The sequence below is a fragment of the Sphingomonas zeicaulis genome, from assembly GCF_050433225.1.
In the GTDB taxonomy this organism is placed as follows: domain Bacteria; phylum Pseudomonadota; class Alphaproteobacteria; order Sphingomonadales; family Sphingomonadaceae; genus Sphingomonas_D; species Sphingomonas_D zeicaulis.
Genome location: NZ_JBNPXQ010000001.1, coordinates 42,820 through 59,344 on the forward strand (window position 1 = coordinate 42,820; position 16,525 = coordinate 59,344).

The 16,525-nt window shown below is 65.7% G+C and carries 22 protein-coding genes; 8 read left to right on the forward strand and 14 right to left on the reverse strand.

All coding sequences use genetic code 11. From position 1 onward, the window contains the following. Positions 1–15: 15 nt before the first annotated feature. On the forward strand, positions 16–924 hold the full coding sequence (locus FHS96_RS00190; RefSeq protein ID WP_429587149.1) for a zinc-binding dehydrogenase: 909 nt from the start codon (positions 16–18) through the stop codon (positions 922–924). Positions 925–1,040: 116 nt separating this feature from the next. Here FHS96_RS00190 and FHS96_RS00195 read toward each other — a convergent pair whose 3' ends face one another. Both FHS96_RS00195 and FHS96_RS00200 read right to left on the reverse strand, forming a co-directional pair. Further along, positions 1,041–1,445, reverse strand: coding sequence for a nuclear transport factor 2 family protein (locus FHS96_RS00195; protein WP_429587150.1), 405 nt, complete (start codon positions 1,443–1,445; stop codon positions 1,041–1,043). 62 nt (positions 1,446–1,507) lie between these two features. Beyond that, positions 1,508–2,530, reverse strand: coding sequence for an NmrA/HSCARG family protein (locus FHS96_RS00200; protein WP_429587151.1), 1,023 nt, complete (start codon positions 2,528–2,530; stop codon positions 1,508–1,510). Positions 2,531–2,768: 238 nt separating this feature from the next. On the opposite strand from FHS96_RS00200, the gene FHS96_RS00205 reads away from it, so the two are divergent. After that, on the forward strand, positions 2,769–3,698 hold the full coding sequence (locus tag FHS96_RS00205; protein WP_429587152.1) for a LysR family transcriptional regulator: 930 nt from the start codon (positions 2,769–2,771) through the stop codon (positions 3,696–3,698). Positions 3,699–3,837: 139 nt separating this feature from the next. Further along, a complete protein-coding gene (locus tag FHS96_RS00210; RefSeq protein ID WP_429587154.1) occupies positions 3,838–4,026 on the forward strand; it encodes a hypothetical protein in 189 nt (62 codons plus the stop codon). A gap of 157 nt (positions 4,027–4,183) precedes the next feature. Here FHS96_RS00210 and FHS96_RS00215 read toward each other — a convergent pair whose 3' ends face one another. From FHS96_RS00215 to FHS96_RS00225, 3 genes are all read right to left on the reverse strand, one after another. Next, a complete protein-coding gene (locus tag FHS96_RS00215; RefSeq protein ID WP_429587155.1) occupies positions 4,184–4,936 on the reverse strand; it encodes a hypothetical protein in 753 nt (250 codons plus the stop codon). 22 nt (positions 4,937–4,958) lie between these two features. After that, a complete protein-coding gene (locus FHS96_RS00220) occupies positions 4,959–6,602 on the reverse strand; it encodes a rhamnogalacturonidase (protein WP_429587157.1) in 1,644 nt (547 codons plus the stop codon). An 81-nt stretch (positions 6,603–6,683) separates the two neighbouring features. Further along, entirely contained in the window at positions 6,684–7,415 is a 732-nt protein-coding gene (locus tag FHS96_RS00225) for an SDR family NAD(P)-dependent oxidoreductase (RefSeq protein ID WP_429587158.1), read from the reverse strand. Between the two features lie 80 nt (positions 7,416–7,495). Between FHS96_RS00225 and FHS96_RS00230 the strand changes: the two genes are divergently transcribed. Continuing rightward, positions 7,496–7,888: a winged helix-turn-helix transcriptional regulator gene (locus tag FHS96_RS00230; RefSeq protein WP_429587160.1), complete on the forward strand. Its 393-nt coding sequence runs from the start codon at positions 7,496–7,498 to the stop codon at positions 7,886–7,888. A 16-nt stretch (positions 7,889–7,904) separates the two neighbouring features. Here FHS96_RS00230 and FHS96_RS00235 read toward each other — a convergent pair whose 3' ends face one another. From FHS96_RS00235 to FHS96_RS00255, 5 genes are all read right to left on the reverse strand, one after another. After that, complete coding sequence (locus FHS96_RS00235; protein WP_429587161.1) at positions 7,905–8,318, reverse strand: barstar family protein; 414 nt, start codon at positions 8,316–8,318, stop codon at positions 7,905–7,907. 39 nt (positions 8,319–8,357) lie between these two features. Beyond that, complete coding sequence (locus FHS96_RS00240) at positions 8,358–9,017, reverse strand: MOSC domain-containing protein (protein WP_429587163.1); 660 nt, start codon at positions 9,015–9,017, stop codon at positions 8,358–8,360. A gap of 23 nt (positions 9,018–9,040) precedes the next feature. Continuing rightward, complete coding sequence (locus tag FHS96_RS00245; RefSeq protein WP_429587164.1) at positions 9,041–9,379, reverse strand: hypothetical protein; 339 nt, start codon at positions 9,377–9,379, stop codon at positions 9,041–9,043. A gap of 59 nt (positions 9,380–9,438) precedes the next feature. Beyond that, positions 9,439–10,020: a carboxymuconolactone decarboxylase family protein gene (locus tag FHS96_RS00250; RefSeq protein ID WP_429587165.1), complete on the reverse strand. Its 582-nt coding sequence runs from the start codon at positions 10,018–10,020 to the stop codon at positions 9,439–9,441. A gap of 119 nt (positions 10,021–10,139) precedes the next feature. Continuing rightward, positions 10,140–10,724 (reverse strand): redoxin domain-containing protein, encoded by a 585-nt coding sequence (locus tag FHS96_RS00255; RefSeq protein ID WP_429587167.1) that lies wholly within the window; start codon positions 10,722–10,724, stop codon positions 10,140–10,142. Positions 10,725–10,873: 149 nt separating this feature from the next. On the opposite strand from FHS96_RS00255, the gene FHS96_RS00260 reads away from it, so the two are divergent. The 4 genes from FHS96_RS00260 (at position 10,874) to FHS96_RS00275 (ending at position 14,248) form a co-directional block, all read left to right on the forward strand. Continuing rightward, entirely contained in the window at positions 10,874–11,533 is a 660-nt protein-coding gene (locus FHS96_RS00260) for a MarR family winged helix-turn-helix transcriptional regulator (RefSeq protein ID WP_429587169.1), read from the forward strand. Positions 11,534–11,625: 92 nt separating this feature from the next. Then, positions 11,626–11,997, forward strand: a complete 372-nt coding sequence (locus tag FHS96_RS00265; protein ID WP_429587170.1) for a DUF1428 domain-containing protein — start codon at positions 11,626–11,628, stop codon at positions 11,995–11,997. A gap of 283 nt (positions 11,998–12,280) precedes the next feature. Then, positions 12,281–13,186 (forward strand): AraC family transcriptional regulator, encoded by a 906-nt coding sequence (locus FHS96_RS00270; RefSeq protein ID WP_429587171.1) that lies wholly within the window; start codon positions 12,281–12,283, stop codon positions 13,184–13,186. A gap of 144 nt (positions 13,187–13,330) precedes the next feature. Next, entirely contained in the window at positions 13,331–14,248 is a 918-nt protein-coding gene (locus FHS96_RS00275) for an oxidoreductase (protein WP_429587172.1), read from the forward strand. Positions 14,249–14,470: 222 nt separating this feature from the next. Here the strand turns inward: FHS96_RS00275 and FHS96_RS00280 are convergent, their stop codons facing one another. The 4 genes from FHS96_RS00280 to FHS96_RS00295 form a co-directional block, all read right to left on the reverse strand. Next, on the reverse strand, positions 14,471–15,553 hold the full coding sequence (locus tag FHS96_RS00280; RefSeq protein ID WP_429587173.1) for a tetratricopeptide repeat protein: 1,083 nt from the start codon (positions 15,551–15,553) through the stop codon (positions 14,471–14,473). A gap of 85 nt (positions 15,554–15,638) precedes the next feature. Beyond that, positions 15,639–15,875 (reverse strand): antitoxin Xre/MbcA/ParS toxin-binding domain-containing protein, encoded by a 237-nt coding sequence (locus FHS96_RS00285; RefSeq protein ID WP_429587174.1) that lies wholly within the window; start codon positions 15,873–15,875, stop codon positions 15,639–15,641. Next, the gene (locus FHS96_RS00290; protein ID WP_429587175.1) at positions 15,872–16,192 is read right to left on the reverse strand and encodes a hypothetical protein; all 321 of its coding nucleotides are present in this window, start codon (positions 16,190–16,192) and stop codon (positions 15,872–15,874) included. The genes FHS96_RS00285 and FHS96_RS00290 overlap by 4 nt, the downstream gene beginning before the upstream one ends. 49 nt (positions 16,193–16,241) lie before the next feature. Continuing rightward, positions 16,242–16,448: a cold-shock protein gene (locus FHS96_RS00295; protein WP_429587176.1), complete on the reverse strand. Its 207-nt coding sequence runs from the start codon at positions 16,446–16,448 to the stop codon at positions 16,242–16,244. Positions 16,449–16,525: the final 77 nt, after the last annotated feature.

Here is a 16,525-nt window from a genome sequence, read left to right on the forward strand (position 1 = left end):
CAAAGGCGACTGGCGTTGCAGGAGTTCGACGCGCCTGTGCCGGGGGCGGACGAGGTATTGGTCGCCGTGAAGGCGATCTCCCTGAACAATGGGGAGGTTCGTGGCTCGCTTTCGGCACCGGCAGGCTATCGGCCGGGTTGGGACCTTGCCGGGATCGTCGAAGCGGCGCCTGCGGGGTCCAGCCTTTCTCCCGGAGCGCGCGTCGTCGGACTGAAGTTCGAGGGGGCCTGGGCGGAACAGGTCGTCCTGCCGCCGACCTACCTCTCCCGCATTCCGGACGAGGTGGATTTCGAGGCCGCTTCGGTTCTTCCCGTGGCGGGGATGACTGCGCTGCTCACATTGGGCAAGAAGCAGCTGGAAGCCGGCGGCAAGCTGCTCGTGACCGCGGCCACCGGAGGAGTCGGACTGTTGGCGGTTCAACTCGCGGCGGCAGCCGGCGCGCATGTGACCGCCTACCTGCGAACCGAGGAGGACGCCGGATTGCTGCGACGGCTCGGCGCGCATGCTGTTGCTTTGGGCACGGAAGACGCCGCTCGAAGAGGTCCGTATGATCTCATCCTGGAAGGGGTTGGGGGCAAGCTGCTGGGGAGCGCGCTGTCCTGGCTGGCGCCGCGCGGCGTATGCGTGCAATTCGGTGACGCCGCGGGAGACGAACTCACCACCTTCGATGCCAAGGTCTTTCGCCTGGGGCCAGGCGGCACCTATGGCGGTACTTCGCTCTATGGTTTCTTCCTGGGTGAGGAACTTAACCGACCGGAGCCGGCGATCGCGACGCCGCTGCTCGCTGACCTCGCGTCACGATTGGCGGCTGGAACGCTTGATCCGGTCATTAGCCAAAGGGGATCGTGGCGCGACATTGACGAGATATCGCGCGCGTTGCTCGCACGCCGGTTCAAGGGAAAGGCCGTTCTACGGATCGACTGAAGCGCGGATGCACGACGTTGCGTGGCATGCGGCCGACGACGCAAGCGGATCCGGGAGGCGAAGAAAACCAGGCTTGCAGTGGCATAAACAAGAGCCGACGCTGCGCGCTGCGGAAATCAGCCGAACATCTTCGCGATGAGGAGGGTGTCCGCATATTCCCTTACCTCTACGATCTTCCCTCGACGATGGGTGAAGAGCATGTGGTACTGATTTTCATACACCCTGCCGTCGGTCAGATCGGCATAGGAGCGGATCTCGGCGGCAACCTTGTCCCCCTCGCCGATCATGCCAATGATGTTCATTTCAAGCCCATCCTTCATGTGATTGAAGATATCGGACCAGATACGCTCCATATCCGCCTTTGACTTGGTCCCGGCGCCAGCCAACAGGTGAGGCTTGCCGATGATCAACCATGTCGCATCTTCACTCAATGCGTCCAGCATTTCGGGGATGGCGGCGTCTTTGAAGAGCGCACAAAAATCGATCACGGCTTGCTTGTTCTCTGGTACGGTCATGCTCATTTCTTCCTCTGTGACGTCACCGCCGGAGCCAGTCGTAAGGGGCTTCGCTCTGCTCCTCGCATTCAGCCGCCGAACGGACGCTTCTCACCCCGCCACTGCGTTGCAAGGAGGAATTGTTCCCAATTGAGTGAGGACGGATTCAGGCGGCGACTCCATTCGAGGTCTCTATCCGTGCTGAAATATCCGTACTCGACCGAGTATTCGACCATTGCGACAAGTTCGTCTACCAGAGGGTCATTGCTTGCAAAGTCGGGAAAGTAATGACGAAGATTTTCTCGACTATAGGCATTTCGGTACTCAGCTTCGATGCCCGTCACGCGCTGGAAGGTTTCGACCATCTCACGCGGCGAGATGACGTCTCCAACGACGGGGAGTGTCTTGCCGCCGTACAGGCCGGGGTTCGACATTAGCTCGAGCACCGCAGGCCCCGTTGCGGTAACCGGATCGACGAAGGGCGCCCTGAAATCCTCCGGCAGGTAGATCGGCATCAGGAGCTTGCCGCCCTCAAAACGAGGCACGTAATACTCCAGGAGATTTGTATAGAAATACGCCAGCATCACAAAGGAATGCGAAACCGGCAGGCTCCGGATGTAATCGGCAACAAGCGCCTTGTCGGTAAAGTGCGGAGCGTGCTTCTTGCCGCTCGTAATTTTGTCGACATTCTCAAGCGTGCTGAAGACGATGTGACTGACGCCGGCCTCCACCGCAGCATCGGCCAGTTCTTTGCCTAACGCGAACTCCAAATTGTCCTTCGGGTCGAGCTGGGGCGTCATCAAGTAAACAGCTTCTGCACCGGCGAATGCGGTGACAAGCTGCCTGAAATGGCCCAAACCCATCGGAACCACCGCGATCTCGGCCCCCAGCGCCTCCAGGTTGCGGGCCTCTTTCGAGGCTCGGTTGCGCGTGAGGATCCGGACGCGGAAGCGGCCACTTCGCAGAAGCGCAACGGCTACGCTGCGCCCCTGTTTGCTGGTTGCACCATAGACTGCAACGAGAGGTTTGCCGGCTGGGGCCGATGCCGACCTCGAACCTTCGGCAATGCTCGCACCGGTGTTGCCGGCGACGCTTTCATCGGCTTGAACCATGATCATTCTCCTGTTTGAGGCGCTTGGCAAAGCCACTCTGCGAGCATCCGCGACCACGCCGGCGGACGTGCCCTGCACGTCGACAACCTCGCCTGTGGGGCGGGGCTGCCGAAGCACGGCGCCAGATGCATCGGGGGCAATGGCGATATCGGGCTGTGCCGCGGGATTGTCCTCGATCTCGCAGAAGATCTAGTTCATGCTCCTGGCGATGATAATCAACGATCCTGGCAAATGACTAATGCAGGCGATGCACGAAAAACCTGGCGACCAGCTTGATCAGATTACCACCTTTGCGGCGGTCGTCGAGCATGGTGGCTTCGCGGCGGCGGCTCGTATCCTCGGCAAGGATCCCTCGGTGCTATCCCGTCGGGTTGATGCGCTTGAGCGGCGACTGGGCGTTCGCCTCCTTGCGCGAACGACCCGCAAAGTCGGTCTCACCGAGGTCGGTGCCGCCTATCTGCAGAAGATACGCGTCGTTCTGGCGGAGCTTGCGGCTGCCGACGTGGAGGCGGCAGAGGGCGCGGCCCGCCCGCGTGGCTTGCTGCGCGTGACCATGCCGAGAACCTTCGCGCGGCTCTGGGTCGTGCCATGGCTGCCCGATTTCCTTCGTGAGTACCCCGAAATCGAACTCGAACTCGAACTTGGCAACCGCTTTTTCGATCTGGTTGAAGAGAAACTCGACTTGGCTATCAGACTTGGCGGTCTTGCCGAGAGTTCCTTGATCGTGCGTCATCTTGCATCGTTCGAGACGGTGCTTTGCGCTTCGCCGGCCTATCTCGAAGAAGCTGGGACGCCTCACACGCTCGACGAGCTGCAATATCACCGCTGCCTCGGCCTGACGGTGCCGAACTTCTGGCCCGATTGGCGCCTTCGCCGTGGTGAGGAGCGCGTTACTGTTCAGGTCCCTTGCCAGTTTCGAACTGACGACGGTAGCAGCATGGTCCATGCGGCGCTTTGCGGCGGCGGCATCATGCTGTCCTCCGAATGGTCTTGCGGCAGGCACCTTGCTGAAGGCCGCCTCGTTCGCGTTCTTCCGGACTGGAAAATGGACCACGATGGCAACGCGCAGGTCGTGCTTCCGCCAGGGCGCCTCGTGCCTGCCAAAACACGCGCCTTCATCGAGCGACTGGTTGCCGAGTTCAGCCCTTTGGCACCTTGGGCTCGTTGATTTCTGCTGTCCGGTCAGCGCGCTGCTTCGCCAACCAACCGCTAGACAGGCGCGTGTTCGAAGCTCACGAAAGGGCGATGATCACCGTCTGCCGATGCGGCGCGCGCGCTGCGCTTTCTGTCGATCGTGACCCGCGCTGATGGTCGCGCGGATCATTCTTCTGGCGATCGGAGCCGTCCTGGTCGGTCTGGCGCTGATTGCCCTCTACCGGAGCCGCCAAGCAGACTGCCTGCGTTTGCAGCAAACCGCCGAACTGGCGCTGGACGCGCAAATCCGGCCGACCTTCTTCGGCGGCTGCCATGTCGTGGCCGCCGACCCGCCCGCCTAGTCAGTGCAGCGGCGTGGCGACGAACGCCGGCGTCGCTTCCGGCCGCCGGGATGCCGCGCTGCGCGCCGGATAGCGGATCTCGGGCAGCCGCCTTCGCTGTCGGATTGATGACGGCGAAGCGATCGCAGTCGCGGAGCATCGGCGATGGCGCGAACGGCTAATCGCCGTTTGCGGGATCACATGCCCGCAACTCAACCGCCGCACCTGCTTCGACGAGTTCGGCCTGCAGGCGCCGCAGTTGTACCCTCGGCGCGCGGCGCACGGCGATGTCGGGCCGCGTCGCCAAAGCGAGGGCGTCCGCCATGTCGAGACCGAGCGCGTGCCTGAGTATCCGCACGACCTTCAGCCTGTGCGGCCCGATGTCGACGATCACCAGATCATGATCGGCGATGTCGGCAAGGTCCGGCGCCGGCCCGGCGATCTCCGCCGCCAGTGCGCTGCGCTCGCGGCGGGACTGGAGGACTTCGCGCCAGAGTGGATTGGCCGGATCGGTCTCGTCCGCGATGAAGCGCAGCGCGCGGTCATCCTCGTCTTCCAGATCGCGCAGCGTCGCGAGGATCTGGGTGAACCGCCGCAGGGTGGGCGCGACGCACACCGGCTGCCAGCGCCCCGCGCCGTGCGGCGCATAGTGGACCGGGAAGGCGTCCGTCGCGTCCGCCGCGTCGATGAAGAAGGGGTCGGCGAATTCGTTGGCGGCGATGACGATCCAGCCCGGTTGCCACGCGCCCGGCTTCGTCGAGACCAGGCTCTCGCCGGTGATGCCATGCACGCGATAGCCGATCTGCAGATCGGCGAGGCCAACCGCCTCGGGATATCGCTGGGGCAGGGCAAGATCGCTGACGATGATGGCCGCCGCGATGAAATCGCGCAGATCGTCGGAAGCGATGTCGGGGATCGATCGGGGCGGCATCGCCGCCATCATCCGATCGGGCTCAGCCCGCCGTCAATCCCTCGCCGATGCGCGAGACTGCGCCGATCCGCACCGCCCGGCTGCCCTGCGCGCGCACGGCGCCGTCGGTCGGCGCCGAGGAGCGGATGTCGGCCAGATCGGCGCCGCTGACATCGTCCAGCACGATCGCCGGGCGGGCATCGGCGCGTTCGACGACGAAGCTGCTGTCGCGCACCGCGATGTCGCGGGCGTGGCGCACATAGAGCCCGAAGGCGGGGAGCGTCTTCATCCAGTTGGGCTCGAGGCTGCTGTTGATCCGCTCGGGCGGCACCCGCGCCGCATCCTCCGCCGCGCCGCCGCCGCTGGCCGAGATATGGACATTCGCCAGCGTCACGTCGCTGATCGGATGGTCCGGATTGCCGACGATCCCGGAGGTGAAGGGCAGCCCGGCCCCCGACACGTTGATATTCTCGAACCGTACCCGGCGCACCGTGCCGACCGGCGCCCCGCGCGGCGCGCGCTGGCGGGCGGACAGCCGGACGAACAGCGGATGATTCACGATGTTGCGTATCGTGATGTTGGAGAAGGTGACGTCCTCCAGCGTGCCGCCGTCGATCGCGCCGAGCTGCAGCCCGCGGCCATATTCGCAGGTGCAATCGGTCACCAAGATGTTGCGGAAGCCGGCGATTGAATCGGTGCCGAGCTTGATCCGGCCGAACGGCCCCCGGCCATAATCGGTCGGCTTGTAGGTGCCGTCGAGCACGGTGCCGAGCAGATAGCCGCTGGTCTTGCAGCCGATCACCGTCACATCCTCGCAGATGATCGGCCGATCCAGCCCGTAGGAGCTTTTGAGCACGATCGCATCGTCCTTGGGGGTGTTGACGATGCAGTTGCTGACGCGGACGTTGCGGCAGCAATCGATGTCGATTCCGTCGCGGTCGGTGTCGATCGTGAGATTGTCGATCGTCACATTGCTGCACCCGATCACATAGCAGGCGAAATGGCCACCCTGCAGGATCGACACGTCCCTCAGCACGATGTTGCGGCAATTCTTGAGCGCGATCGCCTTGGAGCCGCGCCCCTGCTGCGCCTTCTCCTTCGGGTCGGCGAGCCGCGCCTGTTCCGGCGTCATCCCCATCTCGCGGGGGGAGCGCCATCCCGCCACGCCATGCCAGCGCGGCCCCGGCCCCTCGCGATCGAGCCCGAGGCCGTGGATCAGCCCCTTGCCGATGATCGCCGCGTTGCGCACGCCGTCGCCATAGATCAGGCTGACATGGTGGTGGACGACGCCGAAATCGTTGAACTGCTCCTCATAGGCGCCTTCGGGCAGATCATAATGCGCGCCATGGGTGTCGGGATCGGCCGCGATGATGGTCGCTCCGGCGGAGAGCAGCAGGGTGATGTCGTCCTTCAGCCGGATCGAGAAGCAGAGATAGGATCCGGGCGGCACGACGACGGTGCCGCCGCCGGCGCGCGACGCGGCCTCGATCGCGCGGTTGATCGCGCCGCTGTCGATCGCTCGGCCATCGCCCTTCGCGCCATAGCTGCGGACGTCGTGGAAGCCGGCCAGGTTCCCCGCCGCGCGAACCGGAACCGCGGCGAGGGCGAAGGCCGCCCCCATGCCCAGCACCATCGCGCGGCGACCGAACTCGGCCTGCTCCTCGACGTGGAATGACGCTCCCGACATGCCCGACTCCCTCTCCGACCGGGCGCCTGTCTAACATGTCAAACCTGTAAGACAAGTCTGGGGGCGCATCCACGCCGCCCTTCAGACCTGCTGCAGCCCCCCGTCGACGAAAAGTTCGACGCCGGCGATATAGCTGGCATCGGGGCCGAGCAGGAAGGCGACCGCCGCCGCGACCTCCTGCGGGCGTGCCATGCGGCCGAGCGGGATCTGGCCGATCAGCGCCGTGCGCAGTTCCTCGGGTGCCGCAGCCATCATCGCGGTGTCGGTGGGGCCGGGGCTGACCACGTTGACGCGGATCCCGCGCGGCGCCAGTTCCGCGGTCCAGGTCCGCGCGTAGGATCGCAGTGCCGCCTTGGTGGCGCTGTAGGTGCCGCGGTTGGGCACGCCGGCCTGCCCGGCGATCGAGCCGATCAGCACCACCGCGGATCCGTCGCCCAGCGCGGGCAGCGCGGCCTGCAGCCCGAGCACGACGCCGCGAACATTGATGCCGAAGTGCCGGTCGAAATGCGCGGCGGTCTCTTCCTCGATGCTGGCGGGTTCGGAAATGCCGGCATTGAGCACCAGCCCGTCGAGGCGGCCATGCGCGTCGACCACCGTGGCGACGGCGCGGGCGATATCCTCCGCGCGGCTCGCATCGGCGACGATCCCGCGCGCGGTGCCGCCGATCGCGGCTGCCGCCGCCGCGACCTCGCCCGCGTCGCGCCCGGTGAGAAACACGGTCGCGCCCTCGGCGGCGAGGCGCTGCGCCGTCGCCAGCCCGATGCCCTTCGCGCCGCCGACCACCAGCACCGTCCTGTTCGTCATGTCTGCCATCGTCTATCCTTCCAGATTGATGGCAATCCAGATATACTGCCTATATCTGATGTCGAGAACGCACCTGGAATAGACTAGATATGGCAGACGATACCGAGCTCGCGACGCTCTCCGAACAGGCGCTGGCGAATATGACGCATGTGCGCCCGGTGCTGGACAAGATTGCGGACAAATGGACGATCCTGATCCTGACCGTGCTCTGCCCGAAGCCCGCCCGCTTCAACGAGGTGAAGCGGCGGCTGGGCGGGATCACGCACAAGGCGCTGGCCGACGCGCTCAAGCGGCTAGAGCGCAACGGACTGGTGACGCGTACGGTGCTGCCGACCGCGCCGATCGGCGTGGAATATGCGATCACGCCGCTGGGCCATTCGTTGCGCCAGCCGTTCGAGGCGCTGTGCGCCTGGGCGCTGGCGCATCATGACGCGATCGACGGCGCCGGCCGCGCCTATGATGCGGCGCGCGCGGACGGCTGAAGCGCCGGCATCCCGGTCACGCGGGGATGATCGTGATGCGCGGATGCTCCGCGAACACGGCCATCACGATATCGAAATAGGTGGTACCGCGCCCCGCATCGAGCGCCTCGATCTGGTCAGCGATGGGCGCGCCGTTGAACATGCGGCGCAGCGCGCTCCGCTCGACCAGGAAGCGGCGGGTCTCCGCCGGCCCGAGTGCGGCGCGGCTCGCGGCCATGTCCCGCCAGCGGATGCGTGCCGCAGTCGCCCCGGCAAGCGCGCCATAGCCGCCATGGAGCAGGTCGCTGAGCGCGTCGAGGCTCTCGCCCAGCACCCAGGTCTCGCCCGCCATGAAGACGCGATTGATCTCGGCATAGAAGGATGGAATGTCGACGACGGCCGCGCCCTCGATCACCAATTCCCTGCCTACGGCGCTCTCGTCAACTGTCACCCGGACCGCCTATCACCACTTGGCCCACGCCAACAGGGATCAGGCGCCTTGTAGCCGCTTGCTCCAATCCTCGACGACCCCGCTCTCAAGCCGGTGAGCGCCGATCGCTCGCCAACGTTCAGGCAGGTGTGCCGCCGCGACCATCTGCAAAAGACTATCCCGGTCCAGCGTGTCCACGTAGAGGATCCGCCAGAGGCGCTCGATCGTCCAGGACGGCGCAAGCCGATCGACGAGCGCGAGCGTGTCGCCGGGCGCGACTGTGCCTTCCTCGACGACGCGGTAATACCATCCCGTCCTTCCGGACCGCTGCATGCGTAGCGCCATGTCCGGAACTTCCATGCGAAGGTTGAGGCGGAAGCACGGCTGGCGTCCCTGGGAGACTTCGACGAGGGCTGTGCCGAGCCGAAAGCGATCGCCGACCGCCACGTCCCGTTCCAGCACCCCGCGAATGGAGAGATTCTCGCCGAACGCGCCCGGCTGCCGAAGGCGCGGATGGTCTCCCAGTTCCTGAAGCCAGGCCGAATAATGGTCGCGAGGGTAGTGGTGCACCGCCTTGTCGGTCCCGCCGTGATGGCGCATGTCGCCATGCTCGTCGCCTTCGAACCCCAAGCTCGTCAGCCGAACGGATCGGTCGATCGGCTGCTTGTCGATGCCGCTGGGCACGCCGTTCGATCCGAGCGGTCGGAGGGTGCCCGTCATCAATGCTTCTACGCGGAACGCCGTCACGACGCTTCGTCCGCTGCGGTATCAGGTGTGCCGGTACAGGTGGTGCCGACGATCCGAGCGTGATCGGTGACCTCCATGATGCGGCGCGCTTCCCCCTCGCGGAAAATATCGGCCTGGTAGCCTGCATCGATTCGAAGCCGGACGAGCAGGTCGCGGACGATATCCTCGGCATCGGCATCTTCGACGCAGATGTCGCACCACCGTCGGCCATGCTTCACGGTTTCGAGGCGCGGCAGCATCCGCATCGCGCCGCCCGGATTCCGTTCGGGACGATGGCTGACGGCTTGGCTGAGCAGCGCTCGGCCGGGATGGGGATGGAGAGCGTCGTTGATCATGATTATCGCGGTTCGCCTTGCGAGGGACGGCGGCGGTTCGCCGCCGCCGTCCCTGGGGATCATGCCGCCTTGCGCAGTTTCACGGCCGGAAAGTCAACCGGCACGGCGAGCGCCACATTCACATAATTGGTGAACAGGTTGAGCGCGACATGAGCGACGATCTCGACGACCTGCTCGTCCTGGAAGCCCGCCGCACGAAGCGCGTCGACGTCCGCGTCCGCGACCTGGCCGCGCTGGAGCACCAGCTTGGCGACGAACGCGAGCGCCGCGGCTGTTCTGGGATCCTGCGAGTGCCCGGCCTGAGCGTCGCTCATCTCCTCGGCCGAGGCGCCGGCCTTCTTGCCCAGCATCGTGTGTGCGGCCAGGCAGTATTCGCACGCGTTCCGATCTGCGACGAGGACGGCGATCTGTTCACCGAGCTTGGCGCCAAGCGTGCCGCCGCCGAGCGCGCCGAAGCCGGCCCACATCATCTTGAGCGCTGCGGGCGAGTTCGCGACCGCGCGAAACATGGCCGGGGTAACGCCGAAGGCGCCAGTGATCTGGTCCAGGACGTCCTTGCGGTCCCCGGTTGCGGTCTTCGGATCGAGAAGAGGCACTCTGCTCATGGTCATCTCCTTGCTGAGCCTTGTGACCGCCAGCATGGCGGCCGCCGAACGAAGCGGATCTTACGATCGTTCGGACTCCTAACATATCGAAGATCTTCGCTTGATCAATCATCGCTTGCGCCGAACGTCTTCATCGTTGTGATCGACTGAGGCGATCAAGGCGCCGGACAGGCGGCATCCGTGCAGCCTGTCGGAGCACGACGGTCGGCGTCCTCTGCTGTCAGGACCGTCTCTCCGACGAGTGCAGCGATCTCGGCGCCCAGCTGAAGATCGGGCATGTGGCCGAACCACTTGCGGCGCAGGAAGCCCAGCCGGTCGATCAGCATCAGGGTGGGCGTTCCCCGCATCTCGTATCGCCGCATGGTCTTTGGCAGCGGATCAGAGGAGCCGCTTGGCTGATCGACGCCAACGGGGAAGGTGACACGATATTCGTGGAGAAATGCTTCGAGCGAGACCGGGCTCATCGCGGCGTGATGCTCGAACACGGTGTGGAGCCCGATCACCGCGACCTCCTTGGAGGGAAACAAGGCATGAGCCTGGTTCAGCTGCGGGATCAGATAGGTGACGCAGCCGGGGCAGAGCATCTGGAATGCTCCCGCCACGACGACTTTTCCTCGCAGCGATGCGAGGCTGAGCGGCGCATTGGCATTCAGCCACTGCGCCACTTCCCATTCTGGAGCGGGACGGACCAGGGACATGTGCAATCCTTTCTTTGCGAACGCGCCGAGGCGGATGGTCAAAGGGGGAGTGCCCGCCTCGGCTCGGCACCGGAGCGGGGAAAGGCTCGCGCGGATGTGGAAACGGCGCCGCATCTTGGTTGGACTGAAATTGTTAGGACTGCTATCTATATATCGTTGCTGGTTTGGCAAGATCGTTAGGAGCCCTAATTTTGAGTGCCATCTTTGACTCCATGAGCGAGCCGATCGCGCGCCGGGTGACGGCGGGATTGGCGAAGATCGGGCTGGTGCTGCGCACCCGCGCCTGGAAGGGCGCGGGCTCGGCCGGGGTCACCCCCACCCAGGGTCAGGCCCTTGCTCTGCTTCGGGATGCGCCGGATGGCATGGGCCTCAGGGCTTTGGCGAAGCTCTTGGGCGTATCGCCGCCCACGGCGACCGACGCCGTGAACACGCTCGTCTCCAAGGGACTGGTCGGGAAGGCTCCCGGTCCGGACCGGCGGTCGATCAGCCTGATTCTGACCCCCCAGGGTGTGGACCTGGCCGAGCGGACGCGCGAATGGCCGGACTTCCTGGCTGACGCGGTCGACACGTTGGATCCGGTCGAACAGGCCGCCTTCCTTCGAGCAGTGGTAAAAGTCATCCGCGCGCTTCAGGTGAACGGCGACGTTCCGCCTCAGCGCATGTGCGTCAACTGCACCTTCTTCCGGCCGAATGTTCACCGCGACACGGCCAATCCTCATCACTGCGCCTATGTGGATGCGCCCTTCGGCGACAGGCATCTGAGACTCGCCTGTCCCGAGCACCAGCTGGCGGACGTTGAGGAACAGGAAGCAGCATGGCGCCGTTTTGCGCCGCTTCCGGGAACGGACTGACGGTCTCGACCTGTGGCCGCGCGCTGCCGCCACCGCGGAGCGATGCCGGTCCCGATGCGTTCGTCAGCCGCCAAGCGAAAAGGAGAGCGCTCATGGCCTATATCGACGGTTTCGTGCTGGCGGTGCCGACCGCCAACAAGGACAAGTTCATCGAACATGCCCGCAAGGGCGATGCGGTGTTCATGGAACTCGGCGCGACGCGCGTTTTCGAATGCTGGGGGGATGATGTGCCCGATGGCAAGCAGACCGATTTCCGCGGCGCGGTGCAGGCGACCGCGGACGAGACGGTGGTCTTCTCGTGGATCGAATGGCCCGACAAGGCCACGCGAGACACCGCGATGGCGCGGATGGAGGATCTGATGAAAACCGACGAGCGCATGGATCCCGAGAAGAATCCGATGCCATTCGATGACAAAAGGATGATCTTCGGCGGGTTTGCGCCGGTAATGGTGCTGGGCGAATAGGCGACGGGCAGCGGCAAGTGCCACTGGAGGCGCCATCTATAGTGTCATTCTATTTCATTTTATGTCCGTAAGGGTGAAATGAAGAATGATGACTTGATAACGTTTCCCCTTTCGACACTATAGGCATCACTCCTCGGGCTGATCTGCATCATCATGCTAGAGGGAGCGCCCCATGGCCAGAATGCCCGAAACCGCGAAAATTTTGCCTTTTTCTCCAAATCCATCTATGCCCGCCACGCCAATTGCGGGGCGGTCGGGGCCGCGTCGCCAGCCGGAGACCCGCATGTCGTCAGCGCTTCTCGACGCGGTGAACGCCTTCGTCGAGGACCGCGGCGGGGGCGAGGGGCATTTCAAGACGCCGATGGCGGGCGTCCATATCATCCGATCCTTCGAACAGCGCATGCCGATGCGGCAGATGTATCGGCCGTCGCTGTGCGTTGTGGTGCAGGGCGCCAAGCAGATCCTGTTCGGCGAAGACCAGCTCGATTATGGCGCGATGGAATGCCTGGTCGTCTCTATGGAACTGCCCGGCATCGGTCGCATCGTGCAAGCCAGCCCCACCGAACCCTTTCTGGGCATGACCATCGAATTCGACATCGCGATGGTTCGCGAGGTGCTTCAGCAGATCGCGACGCCGCCGGCGCCGAGCGCGTCGGGCGGGCCCTGCGTGTTCGTGGGCAAGGTGGATGCGGGGCTGGCGGATTCGATCGTCCGCCTCGTTCGTCTCGCCAGCACGCCGGATGCGGTGCCGATACTCTATCCTTCCATCATGCGCGAGATCGCCTACTGGTTGCTCGCCGGCCCGCATGGCGATGAATTCTGCAAGCTGGCGCTGCCCGAGACCCATGCTGAGCGCGTCGCCAAGGCGATCTACCTGCTGCGCGACAATTTCGACCAGCCGGTGCGCGTGGAGCAACTGGCGGACACCGCGGGGATGAGCCCATCCTCCTTCCACCAGCATTTCAAGGCGCTCACCTCGATGACGCCGCTGCAGTATCAGAAACAGTTGCGTCTGCTGGAGGCGCGGCGGCTGATGGTGGCTGACGCCGCGAATGTCGGCGAGGCGGCCTATCGCGTCGGCTATGAAAGCGCGTCGCAGTTCAGCCGCGAATATGCGCGCATGTTCGGCGTGGCGCCCAAGCGCGACGTGATGAACTACAAGGCGCTGCTCGCCTATGGATCGCGGTGAGTGAGCTTCTTCTCCTCCCCGACGCGTAGCGTTCGGGGAGGAGATGGCCGCCCTGCAGCATCAGGCAAATTTTCTGCGGGTTCCGGCATGGCGACCCGCCACCCCCGCCATATGTCCGTGCGTGGCTTAACGAAGGACATTTCCATGGCGCGTTGGACGATCGCAGACATTCCGCCCCAGCATGGCCGCACCGCAGTGGTGACCGGCACGGGCGGGCTCGGTTTCGAGGATGCACTCGCGCTGGCGCGTGCTGGCGCGACGGTGATCCTGGCCGGGCGCAGCGCCGCGAAGGGGGCGGCGGCGATCGCGCGGATCCGCGCCGCGGTGCCGGCCGCCACGATCCGCTTCGAGGCGCTGGACCTCGCCAGCCTCGCTTCCGTCGCCGCCTTTGCGGAGCGTCTGGGCGATGCCGGTGCGTCGATCGACCTGCTGGTCAACAATGCCGGCGTCATGCGCCCGCCGCGGCGGCTGGAGACCGAAGACGGATTCGAGCTGCAACTCGGCACCAACTATCTCGGCCATTTCGCGCTCACCGGGCGGCTGATGCCGCTGCTGGCGAAGGGGCAGGGCGCGCGCATCGTCACCCTGTCGAGCATCGCCGCCGGCCGTGGCACGGCGATCCATTTCGACGATCTCAATGCGCGGCGGCGCTATGATGCGATGTCCTGGTATGGCCAGTCCAAGCTGGCCTGCCTGATGTTCGCGCTGGAGCTGCAACGGCGCAGCGCCGCGCAGGGCTGGGGCGTGACCAGCATCGCCGCGCATCCCGGCCTTTCCCGCACCGACCTGATCCCCAATGCGCCGGGCCCGCGGACCTTGGCCAACACGCTGTTCTCGGTGCTGCGCCTGCTGATGCAATCCCCCGCGCAGGGTGCGCTGCCGACGCTCTATGCCGCCACCGATCCCAACGCGCAGGGCGGCGGCTACTACGGGCCGGATCGCCTGAGCGAAACCCGCGGCCACCCGGCACTGGCCGCGGTCCCCGCCCGCGCGCTCGATCAGGCCGCCTGCGCGCGGCTGTGGCAGATCTCGGAGGAACTGACCGGGGTGGCGTTCGGATGAGGGGGCTGGTGCTCGCCTATGCAGTTATCCATGACGGCATGTCCTTCCGGGCGTGGAGCACGCGCCACACGTCGATATGATCGCCCCGATCGAGATAGAAGATGAGATAGGGAAATCGGGCCAGCTTGGGGCTGTCCGGACGTTGGCGCCGATGCTGGACAGGCCGTCCCCCGACCCTTCCGGCAAGCGGGAGGGGAGAAGGGTCATTGATCCTCGCGCGTCCTACCGATCCTCCTCCGTCGCTTCGCCCCGCGACAGTGCCAGCGCCTTCACCGCCTCTTTCGCGGAGGGTGTGTCCGGATTCAGCGCCAGCGTGCGTTCCAGCAGTTCGATCGCGCGGGCGTCGTCGCGGGGGCGACCCTTGCCGGTCTGATAGGCGCGGCCGAGGGTGAAGCAGCTTTCCGCCTCGCCCAATGTGCAGGCCTTGTCGAACAGCGTCAGCGCACGTTCGCGATCCTTGTCGACGCCGCGTCCGTCATTCACCATCATACCCAGATTGCCGCACGCGCTGGCCTCATCCGCATCGCAACTCGCGTCGAACAGTTCGGCGGCGCGAGGCAGGTTGCGCTTCATGCCCAGCCCGTCGCGATAGAGCACGCCGAGATTGTAGCAGGCATGGTCGTCGCCCTTGTCGCACGCCTGCCGGAAAAGGCCGGCGGCGCGGCGCTGGTCGCGCCGCACGCCCTTGCCCAGCGAATAGGAGGCGCCGAGATTGGCGCAGCCGGCGCGGCCGCCCAGATCGCAGGCTTTCCGGAACAGCGCGGTGGCGCGCTTCGCGTCGGGCGCCACGCCATCGCCATTGATGTGCGCGAGGCCGAGGTTGGAGCAGCCCGTCGCCTCATTGCCCTCACAGGCCCAGGCATAATATTTGATCGCGCGGTCGATCGACTGCGCCGCACCGCGCCCCTCGCCATAATAAAAGCCCGCCATCGTGCAGCCGCGCATCGCGCCGAGCTGGCACGCGCGCGCGAAAAGCTGCAGCGCGGTGACATCGTCGCGGGGCACGCCATCGCCCTCTGCATAGGCATCCGCGGCTGCAAGGCAGCCCTCGGCGTCGGCGGGGTCGGCCTCGTCATCGACCATCAGGCAGGCGGGAAGCGCGGCGCCGGACGAAGCCTCCGGCTCAGCGTCCGCGGGCCCGGCCAGTTCGGTGGCGGCTTCCGGTTCGGCGGCGGTCTCAGGCGCGGGCGCGATTGTCGGCACCACCTTCACGATGCGCGGTGCATCCTGCGCGGCGGCGGGGTGCTGCACGCCCAGCCAGAAGGCGAGGGCGGCGAGCGTGCGGAATTTGCCAGCGATGTCCATGGCTTACCCTACCAGCGGATGCGGGCCGGGCAGTGCTGACGGTCACAGGTCGCGGTTCGCATCGATGCGGACGCGCGGACGCCGGCTATGCGGCGCCCGGCATCGCGTTCAGCGCGGCCTCGACCGCGGCGGCGCCCTCCACGCCCTGCACAGCGAGGTCGATCGGGCGGCCGCCGAGCCCTTCGTCATGCGTGTTGAGAAAGGCGATCGCGCCTTCGCGGCCCAGCCGGGCGAAGGCCAGCCGTGAGATCCGGCCCTGGCGCTCGGCTTCCTCGGAGGAGAGGCGCGGCGCGTTGAAGCGGCTCTTGAAGGGCTTGTTCATGAATTGGCGTCCTGCTGGCGCTGCTTGTCCGCAGCCTGGGTCTGCCGGCCCTGCTCATTCCGGATCAGCCGGTCGGCCATCGCCTGCCATGCCGCCTCGGCGCGCAGGCAGCGCTCACGGACATTGGCGAGGTTGGTTTCACGCGCGGCCCGCGCGCTCTGGGCGGCCTGCGCAAGATAGAATTCGCTGGTGGTGGAAATCGGCTTGCTCCTCGATCGGGGGCGGTCGCCCGGCGGGCCGGCGACGGTACCAGGGGAAGGGTACGAAGAGGGAGGCCGTGCCGCGGCGCGGTGCACATCGGCACCGCGCGCGGCCAAGGGGCGATGCGGCCGGCGGGATCTCGCGATCCGCCCCGGCCGCCCCGCCTCAGGCGGCTTCGAGGTTGACCGCGGAGCTCTTGCCGCGACGATCGGTCTCGATCTCGTAGCTCAGGCGCTGGTCCTTCTGAAGCGTGACCATTCCGGCGCGCTCGACGGCGGTGATGTGGACGAAGCTGTCATTGCCGCCATCCTCGGGCGCGATGAAGCCATAGCCCTTGTCGGCGTTGAAGAATTTGACGGTGCCGATCGGCATGGGGGATTCCTTTCAAGGAATGGATTATTCGCCCGCAGAATCGCGGGCGAAGCTGGTAGCGCGAGAAAGGAAAAAGA

What these genes read in the sequence shown, in the direction of transcription:
- FHS96_RS00295 (WP_429587176.1), bottom strand. Translation starts at nt 16,448, where the DNA reads ATGCCGATCGGCACCGTCAAATTCTTCAACGCCGACAAGGGCTATGGC.
- FHS96_RS00280 (WP_429587173.1), bottom strand. Translation starts at nt 15,553, where the DNA reads ATGGACATCGCTGGCAAATTCCGCACGCTCGCCGCCCTCGCCTTCTGG.
- FHS96_RS00265 (WP_429587170.1), top strand. Translation starts at nt 11,626, where the DNA reads ATGGCCTATATCGACGGTTTCGTGCTGGCGGTGCCGACCGCCAACAAG.
- FHS96_RS00240 (WP_429587163.1), bottom strand. Translation starts at nt 9,017, where the DNA reads ATGACGGGCACCCTCCGACCGCTCGGATCGAACGGCGTGCCCAGCGGC.
- FHS96_RS00285 (WP_429587174.1), bottom strand. Translation starts at nt 15,875, where the DNA reads ATGAACAAGCCCTTCAAGAGCCGCTTCAACGCGCCGCGCCTCTCCTCC.
- FHS96_RS00230 (WP_429587160.1), top strand. Translation starts at nt 7,496, where the DNA reads ATGGCAGACGATACCGAGCTCGCGACGCTCTCCGAACAGGCGCTGGCG.
- FHS96_RS00275 (WP_429587172.1), top strand. Translation starts at nt 13,331, where the DNA reads ATGGCGCGTTGGACGATCGCAGACATTCCGCCCCAGCATGGCCGCACC.
- FHS96_RS00205 (WP_429587152.1), top strand. Translation starts at nt 2,769, where the DNA reads ATGCAGGCGATGCACGAAAAACCTGGCGACCAGCTTGATCAGATTACC.
- FHS96_RS00215 (WP_429587155.1), bottom strand. Translation starts at nt 4,936, where the DNA reads ATGCCGCCCCGATCGATCCCCGACATCGCTTCCGACGATCTGCGCGAT.
- FHS96_RS00195 (WP_429587150.1), bottom strand. Translation starts at nt 1,445, where the DNA reads ATGAGCATGACCGTACCAGAGAACAAGCAAGCCGTGATCGATTTTTGT.
- FHS96_RS00200 (WP_429587151.1), bottom strand. Translation starts at nt 2,530, where the DNA reads ATGGTTCAAGCCGATGAAAGCGTCGCCGGCAACACCGGTGCGAGCATT.
- FHS96_RS00245 (WP_429587164.1), bottom strand. Translation starts at nt 9,379, where the DNA reads ATGATCAACGACGCTCTCCATCCCCATCCCGGCCGAGCGCTGCTCAGC.
- FHS96_RS00210 (WP_429587154.1), top strand. Translation starts at nt 3,838, where the DNA reads ATGGTCGCGCGGATCATTCTTCTGGCGATCGGAGCCGTCCTGGTCGGT.
- FHS96_RS00250 (WP_429587165.1), bottom strand. Translation starts at nt 10,020, where the DNA reads ATGCTGGCGGTCACAAGGCTCAGCAAGGAGATGACCATGAGCAGAGTG.
- FHS96_RS00225 (WP_429587158.1), bottom strand. Translation starts at nt 7,415, where the DNA reads ATGGCAGACATGACGAACAGGACGGTGCTGGTGGTCGGCGGCGCGAAG.
- FHS96_RS00220 (WP_429587157.1), bottom strand. Translation starts at nt 6,602, where the DNA reads ATGTCGGGAGCGTCATTCCACGTCGAGGAGCAGGCCGAGTTCGGTCGC.
- FHS96_RS00270 (WP_429587171.1), top strand. Translation starts at nt 12,281, where the DNA reads ATGTCGTCAGCGCTTCTCGACGCGGTGAACGCCTTCGTCGAGGACCGC.